This window comes from Mesorhizobium sp. ArgA1 (assembly GCF_053714375.1).
This window is the reverse complement of record NZ_JBSKBQ010000007.1, coordinates 35,099-53,568: the sequence shown is the minus strand read 5'-3', so window position 1 is coordinate 53,568 and position 18,470 is coordinate 35,099. Positions and strand designations below refer to the sequence as shown.

The following is an 18,470-nucleotide window of genomic DNA, read 5'->3' as shown; positions in this document are numbered from 1 at the left end:
TCGGCCACAGCCTTTCGCGCTTTCTGAAAGCTGACATAGCCAGGCGGTGAAGCGAGGGGTCGTTGTTACGGCAACACGGCTCAAATGATCTTGCGAACATCCTGTTCAAAGCTGAGGACGTGATGCAGCGCGATGCGCTCGGCCGTTTCGCCATCTCCCCGGCAAACCGCCTCGAGCATAAGGGTCTGCTCCTGCAGCACCTTGTCGAGGCCAGACATCAGCTCCGGAAACCGCCGCGTCGCCACATGCAGGATCCTGAGCGACAAATTGTGGTAGTGGTCGAGCGTGTCGAACAGATACGGGTTCTTGGCGGCTCGATAGATGAAGCGGTGGATGCGCTGGTCCAGCGCAAGCAGGGGCTCGAGCTCCGGAGGGCTTGGAAAGGCGGCCAGTTCGCCGATCAGGGCCTGTGCTTCCCGACGCTCGGGCTCTCGCAGACGTTCGGCGGCGAGCCGCGTCGCCCAGGATTCAATTCTCGCCCGAGCCTCGTAGATCGCCGATAGATCGCTGATATCGATCGTGCTGACGGAGGTTCCGCGGCGGCCATTGACATCGACGAAGCCATCGCGCTGCAGCCGCAACAACGCCTCGCGCACCGGCGTGCGACCGACGTCCAGCCGCCGCATGAGGTCGGTTTCACGGAGCAGGGTGCCGGGCGCCAGCTTGACCGTGATGATGTCCTCCCGCAGCTGCAAATAGGTGCGCTCGGCCAAGGTCGAGCCAGCCTCGACACGGTCGGCATCGTCTTCCCGCATCCGCGCGTCCATCTCACTCACCTCACAGGGATCAAATCCGATCGCCAAGGAATCACTTGACAACGGATTCATATAATATACTGATCAATATATTACAGATATATCGATCCGGCTACAGAGAGGTATCGGGCATGGAAAAAGGGACGGAAAAGGGCGTTGTATCTCAATCGCGAGTCAAGGTCGGCATTGCCGCCTTGCTGGGCATTGGATTTGGAGTGCTGGCCACGCAGGCGCATGCGGACGGGCTTGAGACGCTGAAGCCGGGCGTGCTGCAGGTCACGATTGAGCCTTACATGCCCTACACGGCGATGAAGGACGAGAAGCTCGTCGGGCTGGACAGCGATATCCTTGCCGCGGTCGCCGACAAGCTTGGCCTCAAGATGGAAGTCAGCGTCACCGATTTTCCCGGCATGCTCGCATCGGTCCAATCGCGGCGTGCCGATATCACGATCGGCGGCATCGCCTGGTCGGACGCCCGCCAGAAGGTCGGTCTCTTCACCGACCCGCCTTACTATTCGCCTCCGGCAATGGCGGTACAGGGCACTGCCGACTATCCCGACGTCAAGAGCCTGGAAGGCAAGGATCTCGGCACCGTCACCGGCTATGTCTGGGCGAAATCGATCGCGCAGGTGCCGAATGCCACCCCGCACACCTATCCGACGGCCGACAGCGTCTTCCAGGACCTGTCATCGGGCAGGCTGGATGTCGGCTTTCTCGACCCTCTGCTGATCATCTACCAGCAGAAGGAACGGCCGGACATGAAGTTCCGCGTCGCCTACCTGGCGCCGCCGACCGCCGACGAGATCAAGGCCCATCCCGATTACCAGTATTTTCAGCCCTACATGACCGGCTTCTACCTGCCGAAAGAGGCGCCGCAGCTGGCCAAGGCCGTCTCGGACCAGATTGATGCCATGTACAAGGATGGTTCGCTTGCCGGGCTCGTCACCAAATGGGGCGGCGATCCGAAGCAGTTCCTGGTGCCTTCGCCGGAGATGGCGGCGCAGCGCCGGGGCGCGGACCGCCCGGCGGATTGGGCGCCGCCCTCGATCGCGCCTTGAGGGTGGGGGCAGGCCCATGTCCCTTTTCCACACGCTCGGCGGGTTCTTCCAGGTTCCCTGGAGCGACTATGCAAGCAATCTCGGCTGGGGTCTGCTCAGGACCCTTGCCTACACCATCGTCAGCTTTGTCGGTGCGGCTGTCCTCGGTCTCGTCCTGGCGCTGATGCGCCTCAACCGCTTGCGTCTGGTGCGCCTGCCGGCCGCCATCTACACCGAGATATTCAAGAACGTCCCGTTGCTCGCCATCATCTTCGTCACCTATTTCGGCCTGCCGTCGGTCGGCATCAAGCTCAGCGTCTTCGTCGCGGGCGTGTTGAGCCTCATGTTGTTCTACGCCGCCTATCTGTCGGAGATTTTTCGCGCGGCCATTGCGGGCATCCACCCCGGCCAGAACGAGGCCGCGCAGGCGCTGGGCCTTGGCCGCGGCACCACCTTTGGCCACGTCATTTTGCCCCAGGCGCTGCGGCTGGCATTGCCCGGCACCAACACCATGTTCGTCGACCTGCTGAAATCGACATCGCTTCTGGTGACGATCTCGGCCGTCGAACTGATGACCCAGGCGCAGCTGATCGCCTCCGAAACGTTTCGGGCGCTTGAAGTCTACCTGGTGATTGCCTGCATCTATTTCGCCGTCTGCTATCCCCTCTCGCAATGCCTGCTCTGGCTGGAGCGGACCATTCAGGCTGGCGTGCCGCTGACGCCGGGGCGCCGGCGGCGGCTGAAGCTGGCCAGGTCGCTGCTCGCAGGCGGAGCCTAGACCGATGGCACAAAAGACACTTCCCAAGGCGCCCAGCGCGACCGCAACCGCCGGCCCGGCAGTCACCATCCGTGGCTTGCGCAAATCCTTCGACGGCAGACAGGTGCTCGGCGGCATCGACCTCGACGTGCCGGCCGGTCGCATCGTCAGCATCATCGGCCAGAGCGGCGGCGGCAAGACGACGCTGATGCGCTGCGTCAACCTGCTCGAGCAGCCCGACGGCGGCGTCATCGAGGTCAATGGCGAGACGATCTGCGACAAGGGTGCGGTGACGTGCAAGAACCTCGCCAGGCTGCGCCAGCGCGTCGGCATGGTGTTTCAGCGCTTCAACCTGTTCCCGCATCTGACGGCGGTGGAAAATGTCGTTCTGGCCCAGATGCATGCCGCCGCGATTGGCGAGCGCGAAGCGGTCGAGCGCGCGGTGCGCCTGCTCACCCGCGTCGGTCTGGCGCATCGGGCGACAGCCTATCCCGAACGCATGTCTGGCGGCGAGCAGCAGCGCGTCGCGATTGCGCGCGCCCTGGCGCTTGGCCCGACCGTGCTTCTGTTCGACGAGCCGACCTCCGCGCTCGATCCGGAGTCGACCGGCGAGGTGCTGCGCGTCATGCGCGAACTGGCAAAGGACGGCATGACGATGATCCTCGTCACCCACGAACTGCCTTTCGCCCGCGAAGTCTCGGACTGGGTCGTCTTCATCGACGGCGGCCGGATCATCGAGCAGGGGACGGCGGCGGACGTGCTCGACAGCCCGCGTGAAGCACGAACGGCTGCCTATGTCGCGCGCTACGCCGCGCCGGCCTGAACGCGGCCGGCAGTCAGTCCCAACAGAGCCCATCGGGCATGGTGCGATCCGTGATGCGCCGGCCCTTGGGCCCCCATCTTTGCCCCAACGCATGTGGACCAGATGACCAGGATTTCGACCGACATCGCCGTGATCGGCGGTGGCGTCATAGGCTTGGCGATCGCGCTTCGGCTTCGCGCCGACGGGCGCGATGTCGCCATCATCGAACCGAACGAGCCTGGCAGCGGCGCGTCTTACGGCAATGCGGGAACCATCGCCAATTATGCGGTCATACCCGTAGGCACGCCGGCCGTGCTGCGGAACCTGCCCTCGATTCTGCTCGACGCGCGCAGCCCCTTGTCGATCCGCACTTTGGCCTTGCCGTCCCTGTTCCCCTGGCTGGCCCGGTTTGCCTATGAATCCCTGCCGCATCGGTTCCGGGAAAACACAAGCCGGATCGCCGAACTCGTTTCCGACGCATCGGCGGCATGGACAGAGTTCGCGGCCGAAATTGGGGCAACGGACCTGCTCTCCGCCAAGGGCTGCCTCTATCTCTATGAAACGCAGAAGGCCTTCAGGGCGGCGGCCACCGATATCGACCTGCGCCACTCCTATGGCATTGGTCAGGAGCTGCTGTGGGCCGACGAAGTGCATCGGCTGGAACCCCAGTTGCCGCCTTTCGAAGGTGGCGGCGTGTTTTTTCCGGGCGCGATCAATCTCAACGACCCGGGCGAGACGATGGCGCGGTTGACCGCCGCGGTGCGGCGGGCGGGCGTGGAATTCGTCCAGGCCTCCGCTCGAACGATCGCACGGCAAGCCAATGGAATCCGCATCGACGCCGCGCCCTTCGACATAAGCGCCCGGACCGCTGTCATCGCCGCCGGCGCCCACTCGCAAAGGTTCGCCGCCCAGATCGGCGATCCGGTCAGGCTGGATACCGAACGCGGTTATCACGTCGAATTCGACATGGCCCACCCGCCGATCGAACGGCCAGTGTGCCCGACAGCGCTCGGCTTCTATCTCTGCCCGATGCGCGGCCGCTTGCGCGTTGCAGGCCTGGTCGAACTCGGCGGCCTGGGCGCTCCCGCCAATCCGCTTCGTGTGGCAGTGCTGGCGGCGAATGCGCGTCGGGTTTTTCCGGAACTGGGTGAGCCGAGCCGCACATGGCTCGGCTTCCGGCCTTCGATGCCCGATTCCGTGCCCGTTATCAGGCCATCGCGAGGCGGGCGGGACGTGATCCTCGCCTTCGGCCATGGCCATATAGGGCTAACGCTGGCGCCGCGCACCGCCCGGATGGTGAGCGCGATGCTTGCGGGGTAGGGGCAGATCGTCCGGCCGGTGGCATCGAGGCGGAGGCCCCGAGATCTCCTGTCATCGACGCATTCGTCGGCGGCTACGCCGATCGGCTGGCCCGGAAGATCGCCACCGCCGCGGCCGTCAGCGCCGCATTGCCGGAGGCCACCGTGCCATCCGGCAGTTCCTTGCCGTCCTCCAGCCCGACGCGCGTCGACCAGTTGCGTTCCGCCGCACGGCGCACGAACGGCCAGACCGTGGCGTCGGCTCCATGCAGCAGGATCGCCCGCCGGATGCCAGCGCGCTCCAGCACCTTTTCGATGCCGTCCGAAACGGCAAAGGCCTCGTCCAGCGTCTGCTCGGAAATCTCGATCAGCACGCGCAGAACCCGTCCGCCATGGTCGAGGCTGACCAGTCGTTCGGCGTCGGCGACCGATGCCAGGCCCGCCTCGATGCCGATGCCGCGTTGGCGCAGGCTCTCCATGACGATGGGTGCTGCCGTCTCGCTGAGATTGACCGAGGCATAGTCCGGCAGTTCGTGCCAGCCGGCGATGGCGACCAGTGTGTGGTTGTCATCATTCTCGATCCAGGCACCGGTGGAGACGCCGATCAGCGTGCCGGGGCAGGCGAGGCGCAGCGCTGCAATTGTCGGGTCCATCGCTGCCGGCGCAAGGCTCTCGCGCTTGTCCGCTCCGCGGGCATGGACATGCAACTCCGCCGCACCCGCGGCAATCGAAGCCGCGCCATCGCGCGCCATGGCCTTGGCGTTGAGCGGCAGCGTCGGATGAAAATCGGCGGGACGCGCGCCGTTGATGCAGGTCTGGACGATCATGGTTCTCGCGATCCTGTTGCGGGTGGCGGGAGCCTAACGCAGGGCTGCCAAAATCGGTACCAGTCCGCCGAAGGCTCCTGACAGGTGGATGCCATGCGGCCTGAATCAGATTGGTAGGATGCGCCGCTATCGCCTTGTTCGAAAAAGCCTTCCGCGAGATCGGTGGCGAGACGGCAATGGCCAGTGACGACGCTTGCCGGAGTCAGTCTTCCTCAGTCCAGATCAGCCGCAGCAGCCGCAGCAGCGTAGCGCGCTCTTTTTTCGTCAGCCGCTCCAGGAACCGGTTCTCGTGCCGGCGCACCTGCCGGCGCCATGCCGGCATGGCCGCTTTGGCAGCCGCTGTCAAAGCGAGCACTTGCACGCGCTTGTCCTGCGCATGGTCGTCGCGCTCGACCAGCCCGTGCTCCTCGAGTTCGGCAAGCAGCGGCGCCATGTTGGCGCTCTTCATGCCGAGCAGACGGCAGAGTTCGGCGGCGCTGATGCCGGGCCGCTCGTCGATCAACGCCAGCATGCCGTAGGTGACGGGACGCAGCGCCGCATCAGCCAGCTCGACCGTGAAATCATTGAGCGCCAGGGTCGAAGCGCGGCGCAGATTGTAGCCAATCTGCGCATCGAGCCTGTCTTCGGGCGCGACCCCTGTCGTCTTGCCGGAAGCGGTGCGATCTGCCGTCTCGTTCATGCTGCAATCGATCGCCGCGATCAAAACCCTTGTCAAGTAAAAAAGACTATGCAACATAGCGATCATAAAGCTATGTAGCATAGCGATTAATGCGAGGGGCACGGCTCGTCGCTTGCCATGCGAGACCGCGGCCCGGAGGAGAATTGCCATGACCGAAGAGACCGTTGCCTTCGACATCGAGGACGGCATCGCCTGGGTGCGCTTCAACCGGCCTGAGAAACGCAATTGCATGAACCCGGCGCTCAACCGGCGCATGATGGAAGTGCTCGACGAGCTGGAATATCGCGACGATGTCGGCGTGCTGGTGCTGTCGGGCGAGGGCAATGCCTGGTCGGCCGGCATGGACCTCAAGGAGTATTTTCGCGAGACCGAAGCCAAGGGTCTCGGCGCTGTCCGCAAGGCTCAAGCCGAAGCCTATGGCTGGTGGCGGCGGCTGCGCTGGTACCGCAAGCCGACCATTGCCATGGTCAATGGCTGGTGCTTTGGCGGCGGCTACGGCCCGCTGTTTGCCTGCGACCTCGCTTTCGCCGCCGACGAGGCGCGGTTTGCTTTGTCGGAGATCAACTGGGGCATCCTGCCCGGCGGCGGCGCCACCAAGGTGGTGGTCGACCTGCTGTCGATGCGCGACGCCATGTATCATGCGCTGACCGGCGAGCTGATAGACGGAAGGAAAGCGGCGGCCTGGAAGCTGGTCAATGAGAGCCTGCCGCTCGAAGGCCTCAAGGCACGTGTCACCGAAGTGGCGAACATCTTGCTGAAGAAAAATCCGGTCGCGCTGAAGGCGACCAAGGATGCCGTCCGCCGCGTTGCCGAGATGACCTACGACAATGCCGAAGACTATCTGGTGCGCGCGCAGGAGGCGGCCAATTCCTACGACAATGACGGCCGCAAGGAAGGCATCCGCCAGTTCATCGACGAGAAGAGCTACAAGCCCGGCCTCGGCGCCTACGACAAGGCAAGGTGACCGACTGACATTCGATCGGGGAGGAGATGCGAGATGCCGGCTTGGACGACGCCCGATCCCGTGGCCTTGCATGCCGCGACGCAGCCGGAGCGCATCGCTTGCGTCGACCTCGCCTCCGGGCGGCGCTGGACCTACGGCAGTTTCGATGAAGCCATCCAGCGTGCTGTCGCCGTCCTTGAGAGCGGCTACGGTATCGAGCCGGGGCAACGCATCGCCACGGTCGCCCGCAACAGCGCCGATCTCCTGGTCCTGCAGCAGGCCGCCATGCGGCTCGGCGCCATCTTCGTGCCGGTCAACTGGCGCCTAGCCGGAGCCGAGCAACAAACAATCCTCGCCGATTGCGATCCCGCGCTGCTGCTGCACGATGCCGCGTTCGATACGGCGCCGCCCACGAGCTGCATGACGGTCGAAGTCACTGACTTTGCGGCGGCGGTGGCAGCGCAGGCGCCGGCGCCGCGCCGGCCTTTGCCGCCGGCCGATCAGCCGTCGATCATCCTCTACACCTCAGGCACATCGGGCCGGCCGAAGGGGGTGATCGTTACCGAGGCCAACGCTTTCGCCACCGCGATCAATTTCGGCGTGCTGGGTCGGGTCGGCAATTCCAGCATCTTCCTCTGCGATGCGCCGATGTTCCATGTCATCGGCCTCCTCACCAGCCTGCGTCCGCCCTTGCTGCAAGGAGGCACCGTGCTGATCTCGTCCGGCTTCGAGGCTGGCCTCACCAACCGCCGGCTGGCCGATCCGGAACTCGGCGTCACCCACTATTTCTGCGTCCCGCAAATGGCCAAAATGCTGCGCGAAGATACCGCGTTCGCGCCGGCAAACTGGACAACGCTCACCGCCATCTTCACCGGCGGCGCCCCCAATCCCGCTGCCGACATCCTCTTGTGGCTGGAGCAGGGGGTACGCATGGTCGACGGCTTCGGCATGACCGAGGCCGGCACCGTGCTCGGCATGCCGCTCGAGGCCGGCCAGATCGCCCGCAAGGCCGGCTCCGCCGGCCTGCCGGCGCCATCGCTTGGCTTGCGCATGGTCGACGAAGATGGCCAGGACGTCGGGGCCGGCGCGGCAGGCGAGATCTGGCTCAGCGGTCCCAACATCACACCGGGCTACTGGAACCGGCCGAATGAGACCGCGCAGGCCTTCACATCAGACGGCTGGTTCCGCACCGGCGACATCGCCCGCCGGGACGAAGAAGGTTTCGTCACCCTGGTCGACCGCCGCAAGGACATGTTCATCTCGGGCGGCGAGAACGTCTATCCGGCCGAGATCGAAATGGCGCTGCTCGATCATCCCGACATTGCCGAAGCGGCCGTCATCGGCATCGCCGACGAGCGCTGGGGCGAGATCGGCCGCGCCTTTATCGTGCTGAAGGCGGGCTGTGTCCTCGACGCAACCGCGCTCACCGCCCACTGTGCAGCCCGCATCGCCCGCTACAAGGTGCCGAAGGAATTCCTGCTCACCGACGCGCTGCCGCGTACCGCATCCGGCAAGATCCAGAAACACATTTTGCGCGGCCGGTAGCGCCGGGACCGCGCCTGCTCCGAAACCGACCGCGCTACTCGATGAGCAGCAGACCGCGCTTCCTGTCGCCATCGCTGTCGATCGTGTCCATGGCCGAGAACAGCCGTTCGCGCTCGATCAGCCAAGGCTTGTAGCGCTCGTTTACGTCGAGGACGAAAACCATGTCCTCGGCCTCAAGATAGCCGCCGATCGGGGAAAAATGGCCACTGCCGGCGCCAAAGATTTTCTCGCGGGTGAAATTGATGATGTAGCGGCGGTTTGGATCGTTGGCGCGCTTCATGTGCTCGCGGAATTCGTCGGCGCTCAGGTTCCGCAACACCGAGACTTTCCGACCGGTCTTCGTTCGGGCGACTTCGGCGACCTCGTCCAGCGTCAGCCCGATGATGCAAAAGCCGGTCCAGCATTTTCCGGTGCCCTCAAGGACTTCGGCCTCGCTTGTCTCCTCCTCGCCGATGGAGCGGAACGTGTTTGCGACACTGGCCGGACCGCACCGTGAACTGTTCGTTTGCCAGTCAAGGCTGGCGTTGAAAGTGGCGGCCACCGGCAGCTTCCAGGCGCTGTCGATCAGCGCGGGGGTGCGGATAACCGACGACTGGATTGCGTCCGGCGAAACCGCGGTCTGACCAACAAGCAACAGTGCGCCGCCGCCGAGCAGACCGGCGCCGGCAACTGCAATCAAAGCGAAAGCCAAACCACGCTTCATTGCGGAACCTCGATACAGTGCAGCATCAGGGCTTATTCGGAAGGCATCACAGTCTAGCGAAATCGGAGACTTCAGTCGATGTTGCGGCGTTGGCCCCGGGCGTACCATATAGCGGGCAGGGCACGCGCCACGGCGGCAGCCCCGATTGCGGGCGGCCAGTGAAAGGATCCGATATGAGTGAACTCAAGGTCAGGACACGCGTCACCGGCGCGACGGCGACGCTGCAGCCAGGCGGTTTGCCCACCATCACCACACCGACCGGCGGTGCGGTCTATGTCGTCACCGGCGTCAGTGCGGCGGGCTTCAATCCCCTCGACCTGCTCTATGGCTCGCTTGCCGCGTGCATGGTGCTGAGCGCCCGCATCGCCGCCAGCCGGCTCGGGGTCGCCGCCGAGCTTGGCGAAGTACGCGCCGAGGTCAGCGGCGAGAAAGCCAAGGACGAGCCCTCGCGTGTCGAAAAGATCAACATCAGGCTCGACATTGCGGGCGATCTCGACGCGGCGACCAAGCAGCGCATCGTCGAGGACGCCGAGGCGATCTGCACGGTCTCCAACACGCTGCGCGGCGCGCCGGATCTGCATACGACGCTTGGATGAGGGATGTCGCAGAGCACCGCCAACCAAGGAGCATCCCATGGCCATGATCCCGCCAATTGACTACGCGACGGCATCGCAAGACATCCGCGTCGAGCACGACAGGGAGCTTGGCCTGCGCGGGCGTATGACCAACATGAAACGCATATTGCTGCATTCACCGGCGGCGCACCGCATCTATGCCGAATGGTTCACGCTGCGCGATCTCCTGAAGCCGACGCTCGACGACCGCGCCATCTGGCTCCTGTCGCTGGCGATCTCGCAAGGCTGCCGGGCCGAGATTCCCGTCACCTTCTTCCGCCGCGCGCTGATCGATGGCGGCCTTGATCCGGAAGCGATCGGACCCGGAGCCGACGAGGCGTTGCTGATCGAATTCGGCAAGGCGCTTGCGGCCGGCAGCGATGCAATTCCCGACGATATCTGGGCGGCACTGAAGGCCCGTTACGATGACACGCTGCTGGTCAACCTCGTCGCCTTCGCCGGCATCATGGTGGCGACCTGCGTGTTCACCAACGCGGTGCGGGTCGATCTGGACCCGGAGTTGGAGGCTTATCGGAAGCGGTGAGGCGCAACCTGTCCTTCTCCCCCTTGGGAGAAGGTGGCCTCGCGAAGCGAGGTCGGATGAGGGGTGTTCCAGCTTGGCGGCACGTTTGAAATCGCCACCGCCCCAGTTTCGTCGCGCACCCCTCATCCGTCTCGGCGCTGCGCGCCGATCCACCTTCTCCCACAGGGGGAGAAGGGAAGGTGACACTTCACCGCCTCCGCAGGAATCGGGTGGTTCGCGCCTCTCGTTCGCCCCACTTTGACCGCAAGCAAAGGAGGCATCCATGACCATCCATTCCCTGAACACCAAACGCGCAACCCGTTCGGCCGAAGCGCGCGTCGACGCGCAGGACTGGTGCGCGCTGGTCGGCGAGCTGAACAGCCGTGGCTGCGCCGTCATGCCGGCGCTGCTCTCACCCGAGGAATGCGCCGAAATCGCCGCGCTCTATCCGCATGAGCAACATTTCCGCAGCCATGTGGTGATGGCCCGTCACGGCTTCGGCAAGGGCGAGTACCGCTATTTCCGCTACCCTTTGCCCGACCTGATCGGCGCCTTGCGCACCGCGCTCTACCCGCGTCTTGCTTCAGTCGCCAATGACTGGAACGAGCGCATGGGGGCAGCACTGCGCTATCCCGAACACCACGCGGCGTTTGTCGAGCGCTGCCGCGACCAGGGCCAGACACGGCCGACGCCGCTATTGCTCCAGTACGGCCCCGGCGACTTCAACTGCCTGCACCAGGATCTCTATGGCGATCTCGCCTTTCCCTTGCAGGTGGCGATCCTGCTGTCGCGGCCGGGTGAGGATTTCACCGGCGGCGAATTCGTGCTGACCGAACAGCGCCCGCGCATGCAAAGCCGTGCCGAAGTGGTGCCGCTGACCCAAGGCGACGCGGTGATCTTTGCCGTGCACAACCGCCCAGTGCAGGGAACCAAGGGCAATTACCGCGTCAATCTCAGGCACGGCGTCAGCCGCCTGCGTTCGGGCCGCCGGCATACGGTGGGGATCATCTTCCACGACGCGAAGTAACGTCGTCCGCTTCGGCGCGGCTCCACTCCGAGACCGGTGAAGGCTCACACTTCGTCGACGTCGAACAGCAGCATCGTCAGGTCGTCGTCCCCTGGGGCGAGTATCCGCCGGTCAGCGGCGCAGGCGATGCCGATTTCGGTAGCAAATGCGCTCTGCATATCGGCGAGGCTGTCGAAATACAGGGTCCCCACCAGATACGGCATCTCGCCCGCTGAGCGCTTGATGATAGGCCGCCTGCTGATGTCGTAGCGCCGCAGGCCGGGAAGCTTCTTGGCCAGCGGCACATGAATCTCTAAATAGTGCCGGTCGAAAGCCTCAGGATCGGCCGGGGTGTTGTAGATCACGAGCATCTTGGCCATCTTCGTATTCCTGTCTGTTGGTGTTGCCGGTTGGGGGCCTATGCAGGCCACCGCGCCAATGTCGTTTCGCGAGGGCAGATTTCGACGATCCCTGGATTATTGTTTTCGTGACGGGTGACGGGGTCCGCGCCACCATCTGCGGCGCTTGTGCCTCTTCCCCCGCGACCCTCATTCGCGTATGGCCCCGGGCAAATCCCTCAATTTCGCATCAGCCTCCCGGACCGCCCCATGATCCGTCTTGAAAATATCGGCAAGCAGAACGGCCGTCAGCTTGTCTTCATCGAGGCCTCGGCCGCCTTGCAGAAGGGTGAGAAGGTCGGCCTTGTCGGGCCGAACGGCGCCGGCAAGACGACGCTGTTTCGCATGATCACCGGGCAGGAGCAGCCCGACGAGGGCCAGGTGCAGGTCGATCGTGGCGTCACCATCGGCTATTTCAGCCAGGATGTCGGCGACATGGCGGGCCATAGCGCGGTCGCCGAAGTGATGAACGGCGCCGGGCCGGTCAGCGACGTGGCAGCCGAAATGGCGGAACTCGAGGCGGCCATGGCCGATCCCGACCAGGCCGACCGGATGGACGAGATCATCGAGAAATACGGCGAGGCGCAGCATCGCTTCGAGGAGCTCGACGGCTATGCGCTGGACGGCCGCGCCCGCGAAGTGCTCGCCGGCCTTGGCTTCTCGCAGGACATGATGGACGGCGATGTCGGCAAGCTCTCCGGCGGCTGGAAGATGCGCGTTGCGTTGGCGCGCATCCTGTTGATGCGGCCAGACGTCATGCTGCTCGACGAGCCGTCCAACCATCTCGATCTGGAAAGCCTGATCTGGCTGGAGCAGTTTTTGAAGGGTTATGACGGTGCATTGCTGATGACCTCGCACGACCGCGAGTTCATGAATCGCATCGTCAACAAGGTGGTCGAGATCGACGCCGGTTCGCTCACCGCCTATTCCGGCAATTACGAATTCTACCAGCAGCAGCGGGCGATCGCCGACAAGCAGCAGCAGGCGCAGTTCGAGCGCCAGCAGGCGATGCTGGCCAAGGAGATCGCCTTCATCGAACGCTTCAAGGCGCGCGCTTCGCATGCCGCACAGGTGCAGAGCCGGGTGAAGAAGCTCGACAAGATCGACCGCGTGGAGCCGCCCAAGCGCCGCCAGGTCGTGAATTTCGATTTCCAGCCGGCGCCGCGTTGCGGCGAGGATGTCGTGACGCTGAAGAACGTCCATAAGGGGTATGGCAGCCGCAGCATCTATGAGGGGCTCGACTTCCAGGTCCGCCGCCGCGAGCGCTGGTGCATCATGGGCGTCAACGGCGCCGGTAAGTCGACGCTGCTCAAGCTGGTCGCTGGCGCCTCCGACCCCGATGCCGGCACGGTCGCGCGGGGACCGAGCGTGAAAATGGGCTATTTCGCCCAGCACGCCATGGAGGTGCTGGAGGGCGAGCGCACCGTGTTCCAGACGCTGGAAGACGCGTTTCCCCAGGCCGGCCAGGCGCCGCTCAGGGCACTCGCCGGCTGCTTCGGTTTCTCCGGAGACGAGATCGAGAAGAAATGCCGCGTGCTGTCAGGCGGCGAGAAGGCTCGGCTGGTGATGGCGCTGATGCTGTTCGATCCACCCAATCTTCTGGTGCTGGACGAGCCGACCAACCACCTCGACATCGCCACCAAGGAGATGCTGATCACGGCGCTGTCGCAATATGAGGGCACCATGCTGTTCGTCTCGCACGACCGTCATTTCCTGGCCGCACTCTCCAACCGCGTGTTGGAACTGACTCCCGATGGCATCCACACCTATGGCGGCGGCTATACCGAATATGTCGAGCGCACCGGGCAGGAAGCTCCGGGGCTGCGGGGGTAACCCCGCGCCCGGCACCGAGACGTCGCGCCCCCGCTGGTTCCCCTCGCTCATTGTCGATCGGGGGGCAGCGCGCCCAGCGGGAAGCTGCATTTCCAAGGACGAAACGGCGCCCCGCTGGCGCCGCCTAGAGTTGCTCCTCACACGCGGCAAGTGCTTTGGCGACGCCGGCAATGAGATGTTCAACATCACTTGCATGTTCGTACGCAATCCCGGTTTGCGCAAACTGCAGCGGCGAAAAGTCAGGCGCTATCCGCTTGATCTCCGCCATGATGCGTTGTGCTTCCTGCAGTTCGCCGAGTTGCGCGTGGCACCCCGCGAGCCTGGTCAATCGCCAGGGGGTCTTCGAGGGGATCTTGGACATGCTGACAAGCGCGGCCTTGTAGTCTCCAACTGAGTACAGGGCGATCCCGCGATCATAGTGGTACCAATCTGGATGGATCGGGTTGATCCGTATCGCACTGTCAATTGCCGCGAGTGCTTCAAGAGGCCTGCCCCTCATCGAGAGCAGGTACCCCATTTGCGTGATCGTATCGGCGTCACAGGGATTGAGGTCGAGGGCGCGCTGAAGGTGATGTTCTGCCGCGTCGAAATGACGGGCACAGATCAACGCCTGGGCGAGCACGCGATGGCAGCGCGGCTCTTCCGGCGCCAACGTCACGGCACACTCGGCGCGATCGACCAGTGAATCAAGCAATTCGGGCGGTGCCTCGGCATAGCCAGCGATAATGAGGTCGGCGAGCGCGATGTAGGAATGCGCCAAGGCATAGGCCGGGTCCTTTTCGACCGCAGCCTGGAAGAGATCGCGCGCAGCCTTGTTGTCATCATCGCCATAGCCGCGCAGCCGGACCAGTCCACGCAGGAGAAGCTCGTACGCGGCAAGGCTGCCTGGAGGCTTCGGGGTTGCCTGCTTGACACCCGCGTCGTCAAGCCGGGCGACCAGCCGGTTCACCACACGGCTGGCGATTTCCTCCTGCATGTCGAAGATCTGGCCGCCGGACGCGGAAAATGTATCGCTCCACAGGACCCCACCCGTCGAAGCAGTCATGAGACTGACGGTGACCCGCATGCCGTCTGCCCGGGTCGTCGCCCTGCCGCGGACCAGATAGGTTGCGCCAAGGCTGTCGCCAACGGCACGCCAATCGGAAGCGGAATCCGAGACAAAGGCAAAACCGGAATTGCGCGCCAGCACGACGACCGTTCCGAAGCGAGCCAACGCATTGACAATGTCCTCCGCGAAACCGTCGACCAAGGGGGTGTCTTCCGGCGCACCTTCATTGCTGAAACGCAGCACCGCAACGCGCGGCTGCCCGGAGTGCTCCTGCTTTGGCGCGTCGGGAGGAGAGAAGACGTAGCCGCGCTTGGCGACCGTGCGGATAATGGTTTGGCTTTCGTCGTTCAGCGCCTTTCGCAACTCCCTGACAGCCTGCGTCAGTGAGTCCTCGGTCACGAAGACATCAGGCCACACCGCCGACATCAGTTCCGACTTGGTCGCGACACGCCCGGCATTCCTGCTGAGGTAGGTCAACAAATCAAAAGCCTTGGAGCGGAGAGCAACGGGTTTCCCGTCGCGCAGCAGCAGCCCGCGGGCAAGATCAAGCTCGCAACTGCCAAGTGCCAGTGGTACGTGCCCTGGGTTTTCTCGCGACATTCAATGCCGATCTGACCAGCTCGACCAAACGCTGCCTGATTGGGGTCTCAATCGGGGCGGACGTCAAGGGATCAGGAGAATTTGGTCCACCTTCACTTTGGCCGGAAGTCATGCGCCTCTCCACGGCCATGATCTCCAGCATTTCGAACATTGTTCCAGGCATGGGTGCACAAGGGGACCCAGCCATGACGCTGGATGCAAATTCCAGGAGTTCCTGCCGGGCGGCTTGGCGCGTGTTCTCATTCGGTGACATGGTCGACCTCCTCCGGTTCGTCGTTGAGAACAATGAAGCCAGGGAACGGGCGCGTACCGGCAGATTTCTGAAATTCTGCTGAATCCTTCCGTCAATCGATATGTCAAGCGGACGGGGTTGGAAGCGCCGGGGGCTGCGCAGCTATACCAATTCAGAAAATGGTTCTTCCGTCCGCAATTGCGTCAAGCAGGGTTTGTCAGCTCGCCGCCAGCCATTTGCGTGATTGGGCGAATGCCTTGAAGGCTTTTGCGTCCATCGGGTAGCCGAAAAAGAACCCTTGCAGGATATCGCAGCCAAGCTCTTTCAGGATCTGCGCGTGCTCCATCGTCTCGACGCCCTCGGCGATCACTTCGATACCGAGCGACTTGCCGATGTCGATGATGGACGACACCAGCTGCCGCTGCGCGGTTGAGCTGGTGATCGGGGTGACCAACTGGCGATCGATCTTGAGGCGACGCGGCCGCAACTTCAAGAGCGAGACGATCGAGGCATGCCCGGTGCCGAAATCGTCGATCTCGATGTCGATGCCGAGCTCCTTGATGTGTTCGATATTCCAGCTGACCAATTCGTCGTTTTCATCGAGGAAAATCGACTCCACCAGCTCGAACGATACGGTCCCTTTCTTGATGGCTAGCTTGCGCAAACCTTTGATCAGGTCCCGGTCCTCCAGCCGCCTGGCTGAGACGTTGACCGACACGCGCGGGATGTTGAGGTTGCTGCGCGACCAGCGCTCGAGACTATCAAGCGCCTGCTTCAGGACAGTGCGGTCGATAAGCGCCACGACATTGAGTTCTTCAGCCACCTTGAAGTAGGCGTCCGGGGTCAGAATGCCGCGTTGCGGATGATCCCAACGCGACAGCGCCTCGACACCGACGATCTCCAGCGTGCTGGCGTCGAACTGCGGTTGGTAGTAGACGACGAATTCGTTCCGTTCGAGCCCGCCGAGGATCTCGTCGGCGGTCTGTTTGGTCCGCACGATCTCGCTCTGCAGCTCTTCGTTGAAAAATTCGTAGCGGTTGCGGCCACGGCCTTTCGCCCGGTACAGCGCGAGATCGGCATTGACGAGTAGCTGCTTGGCATCGACGCCGCTGTTGGCTGCAATGCCGATGCTTACGCCGAACCGGCACTGGTGACCCAGATAGTCGACCGGCTGGCGCATCGCATCGATGATGTGGTCGGCGAGCGCGGCAAGCTCCTTGTCGTCGCGTCCATGGCTCAGCACGAAAAACTCGTCGCCGCCGATGCGCGCAACGAAATCGGCCGGACCGACGCTGGCCTTGATGACTTTGGAAGCATGCACCAGCAATGCATCGCCCGCCGCGTGGCCGAGCGTGTCGTTGATCTGCTTGAAGCGGTCAAGGTCGAGATGCAGCAATGCTGCGCGGCCCTCGGCCTCACGGTTTTCGGCAAGCATCTCGTCCAGATACCGACGGTTGGGCAGGCCGGTCAGCGAATCGTGCAGCGCGACATGCTCGATGCGGGCCTTGGCCAAATTCAGTTCGATATTCTTCGATTCTGAAAGGCGTCGTTCGCGCAGGAGGTTCTCGTTCAGCAACACGTCGCCGGTTACGTCCCATTCGGCGCCGATCATTTTCGACGCGCCGTTATTGTCCTGGAAGAAGCTGGCGCGTGTGCGCACATGGCGAATGGTGCCATCTGGCCGCAGTAGCCGATACTGCGAGGAGTACAAGCCCCGTGTCGCGGCAGCTGAATCGAAGTCCTGTTTGGCTCGTTCGAAGTCTTCAGGGTGGATCGACAGCGCCCAGTCGTCATAGCCGCGGGTCTTTCCGTCGGCGGGCTTGCCATAGATTTCGTTGATGCGGTCGTCCCATACGAGCTCGTTGCTGACGAGGTCGTGCTCCCACACGCCTATGCCCGAGGCCTCCAATGCCAGCTCCAGTCGCCCGGACAGGCGCCTCAACTCGGCGTAATTTTTCTGTCTTTCACCAAAAAGCCGTCCGGCCACCAGGATCGGCAGCACCACCAGTGCGCCGGCGAGCGCCATGATCGTCCGCAGCAGCCACTCATTTTTCGGAGCGGTCGGCCAGCCGCCCTTCGGTATGGCCGAAATTTGCCACGAGCCTGAAGGCAGTTGCACCTCCGCCGTCACCGGATTGCCGGCCACTACATTGTCGCCGCCGAAGAACAGTTCGCCACCGCCCCCCAGTGCATCCTTGCCGATGAGCGCCACATCGATATCGAGCTCAGAGTCGGTCAGTCCGCTCGCGCTGTAGAGCCGATCGATATCGATCACGGCCGAGACAATCCCCCAAAACCGGTCGCCACCTCCCTCCGTCGGCACGAAGACGGGGATACGGCCGATGAAACCACGACCGCCTTGTGCCAGTTTGACCGGCCCGGCGAGCACCAGCGCGCGCTGGTCCCGGGCTCGAAGCGCAGCCATGCGTTGCGCCTCGGTCTTGCGATAGTCCAGCCCGACGGCTTTCTCATTGCCTTCCAACGGGTATATCAGCGTGATGACGAGGTCGGGCGCGCCGGCAATATCGCGCAGTTGCGATTTCTGCTCGAACAAATTGCGCGCGAGCGCCGCAAATCTCTGCTGGCCCATATAGGGCTCGGTAACGACCGCTGAAACGAGACCCTGCACCAGCTGAAGATTGCCGTTTATGTTGCCTTCGAGCTTGGCGCGTATGATGTTGACCTTGGCTAGGACATCGGCGCGCGCCAGCTGGTCGGAAACGTCCCTATTCCTCTGATCTGCAACCAAGGCACAGACGAGAAGCACAACAAACGCAATCGCCGCCGGCAAGTTGGCGGAAGAAAAAATGGCCCGTTTCACCTTGCCGGCATTGAGCATCGCAGCTGCCAATTTGGTATGAATACCTTTC

Annotated in this window: 17 protein-coding genes; 10 read left to right on the top strand and 7 right to left on the bottom strand. The window is 63.5% G+C overall.

Annotated elements, in window-relative coordinates; translation table 11 throughout:
* Positions 1–80: 80 nt before the first annotated feature.
* Positions 81–755, bottom strand: coding sequence for a GntR family transcriptional regulator (locus tag ACWGTI_RS17255; RefSeq protein WP_454577819.1), 675 nt, complete (start codon positions 753–755; stop codon positions 81–83).
* Between the two features lie 131 nt (positions 756–886).
* Between ACWGTI_RS17255 and ACWGTI_RS17250 the strand changes: the two genes are divergently transcribed.
* From ACWGTI_RS17250 to ACWGTI_RS17235, 4 genes are all read left to right on the top strand, one after another.
* Positions 887–1,813, top strand: a complete 927-nt coding sequence (locus tag ACWGTI_RS17250; protein ID WP_454588224.1) for a substrate-binding periplasmic protein — start codon at positions 887–889, stop codon at positions 1,811–1,813.
* 16 nt (positions 1,814–1,829) lie between these two features.
* Entirely contained in the window at positions 1,830–2,570 is a 741-nt protein-coding gene (locus tag ACWGTI_RS17245) for an amino acid ABC transporter permease (protein ID WP_454588223.1), read from the top strand.
* Positions 2,571–2,574: 4 nt separating this feature from the next.
* Positions 2,575–3,372, top strand: coding sequence for an amino acid ABC transporter ATP-binding protein (locus ACWGTI_RS17240; RefSeq protein ID WP_454588222.1), 798 nt, complete (start codon positions 2,575–2,577; stop codon positions 3,370–3,372).
* A gap of 102 nt (positions 3,373–3,474) precedes the next feature.
* The gene (locus ACWGTI_RS17235; RefSeq protein ID WP_454588221.1) at positions 3,475–4,671 is read left to right on the top strand and encodes an NAD(P)/FAD-dependent oxidoreductase; all 1,197 of its coding nucleotides are present in this window, start codon (positions 3,475–3,477) and stop codon (positions 4,669–4,671) included.
* A gap of 73 nt (positions 4,672–4,744) precedes the next feature.
* Here the strand turns inward: ACWGTI_RS17235 and ACWGTI_RS17230 are convergent, their stop codons facing one another.
* A complete protein-coding gene (locus ACWGTI_RS17230; RefSeq protein ID WP_454588220.1) occupies positions 4,745–5,476 on the bottom strand; it encodes a 3-keto-5-aminohexanoate cleavage protein in 732 nt (243 codons plus the stop codon).
* A gap of 202 nt (positions 5,477–5,678) precedes the next feature.
* On the bottom strand, positions 5,679–6,155 hold the full coding sequence (locus tag ACWGTI_RS17225) for a MarR family winged helix-turn-helix transcriptional regulator (RefSeq protein WP_454588219.1): 477 nt from the start codon (positions 6,153–6,155) through the stop codon (positions 5,679–5,681).
* 148 nt (positions 6,156–6,303) lie between these two features.
* On the opposite strand from ACWGTI_RS17225, the gene ACWGTI_RS17220 reads away from it, so the two are divergent.
* Both ACWGTI_RS17220 and ACWGTI_RS17215 read left to right on the top strand, forming a co-directional pair.
* Positions 6,304–7,119 (top strand): p-hydroxycinnamoyl CoA hydratase/lyase, encoded by an 816-nt coding sequence (locus tag ACWGTI_RS17220; protein ID WP_454588218.1) that lies wholly within the window; start codon positions 6,304–6,306, stop codon positions 7,117–7,119.
* Between the two features lie 33 nt (positions 7,120–7,152).
* Positions 7,153–8,643, top strand: a complete 1,491-nt coding sequence (locus tag ACWGTI_RS17215) for an AMP-binding protein (protein ID WP_454588217.1) — start codon at positions 7,153–7,155, stop codon at positions 8,641–8,643.
* A 34-nt stretch (positions 8,644–8,677) separates the two neighbouring features.
* Here ACWGTI_RS17215 and ACWGTI_RS17210 read toward each other — a convergent pair whose 3' ends face one another.
* Positions 8,678–9,346: a phytochelatin synthase family protein gene (locus ACWGTI_RS17210; protein ID WP_454588405.1), complete on the bottom strand. Its 669-nt coding sequence runs from the start codon at positions 9,344–9,346 to the stop codon at positions 8,678–8,680.
* 173 nt (positions 9,347–9,519) lie between these two features.
* Between ACWGTI_RS17210 and ACWGTI_RS17205 the strand changes: the two genes are divergently transcribed.
* The 3 genes from ACWGTI_RS17205 (at position 9,520) to ACWGTI_RS17195 (ending at position 11,510) form a co-directional block, all read left to right on the top strand.
* On the top strand, positions 9,520–9,942 hold the full coding sequence (locus ACWGTI_RS17205; RefSeq protein WP_454588216.1) for an OsmC family protein: 423 nt from the start codon (positions 9,520–9,522) through the stop codon (positions 9,940–9,942).
* Positions 9,943–9,979: 37 nt separating this feature from the next.
* A complete protein-coding gene (locus ACWGTI_RS17200; RefSeq protein ID WP_454588215.1) occupies positions 9,980–10,504 on the top strand; it encodes a hypothetical protein in 525 nt (174 codons plus the stop codon).
* 262 nt (positions 10,505–10,766) lie between these two features.
* Positions 10,767–11,510, top strand: a complete 744-nt coding sequence (locus ACWGTI_RS17195) for a 2OG-Fe(II) oxygenase (protein ID WP_454588214.1) — start codon at positions 10,767–10,769, stop codon at positions 11,508–11,510.
* Between the two features lie 44 nt (positions 11,511–11,554).
* On the opposite strand, the gene ACWGTI_RS17190 is transcribed toward ACWGTI_RS17195, so the two are convergent.
* Positions 11,555–11,869: an EthD family reductase gene (locus ACWGTI_RS17190; protein WP_454588213.1), complete on the bottom strand. Its 315-nt coding sequence runs from the start codon at positions 11,867–11,869 to the stop codon at positions 11,555–11,557.
* A 228-nt stretch (positions 11,870–12,097) separates the two neighbouring features.
* Here ACWGTI_RS17190 and ACWGTI_RS17185 point away from each other — a divergent pair, with 228 nt between their 5' ends.
* Complete coding sequence (locus ACWGTI_RS17185) at positions 12,098–13,720, top strand: ABC-F family ATP-binding cassette domain-containing protein (RefSeq protein WP_454588212.1); 1,623 nt, start codon at positions 12,098–12,100, stop codon at positions 13,718–13,720.
* 124 nt (positions 13,721–13,844) lie between these two features.
* Here the strand turns inward: ACWGTI_RS17185 and ACWGTI_RS17180 are convergent, their stop codons facing one another.
* Together ACWGTI_RS17180 and ACWGTI_RS17175 are read right to left on the bottom strand one after the other, a co-directional pair.
* Positions 13,845–15,368: a winged helix-turn-helix domain-containing tetratricopeptide repeat protein gene (locus ACWGTI_RS17180; protein ID WP_454588211.1), complete on the bottom strand. Its 1,524-nt coding sequence runs from the start codon at positions 15,366–15,368 to the stop codon at positions 13,845–13,847.
* 449 nt (positions 15,369–15,817) lie between these two features.
* Positions 15,818–18,439, bottom strand: a complete 2,622-nt coding sequence (locus ACWGTI_RS17175) for a bifunctional diguanylate cyclase/phosphodiesterase (protein ID WP_454588404.1) — start codon at positions 18,437–18,439, stop codon at positions 15,818–15,820.
* Positions 18,440–18,470: the final 31 nt, after the last annotated feature.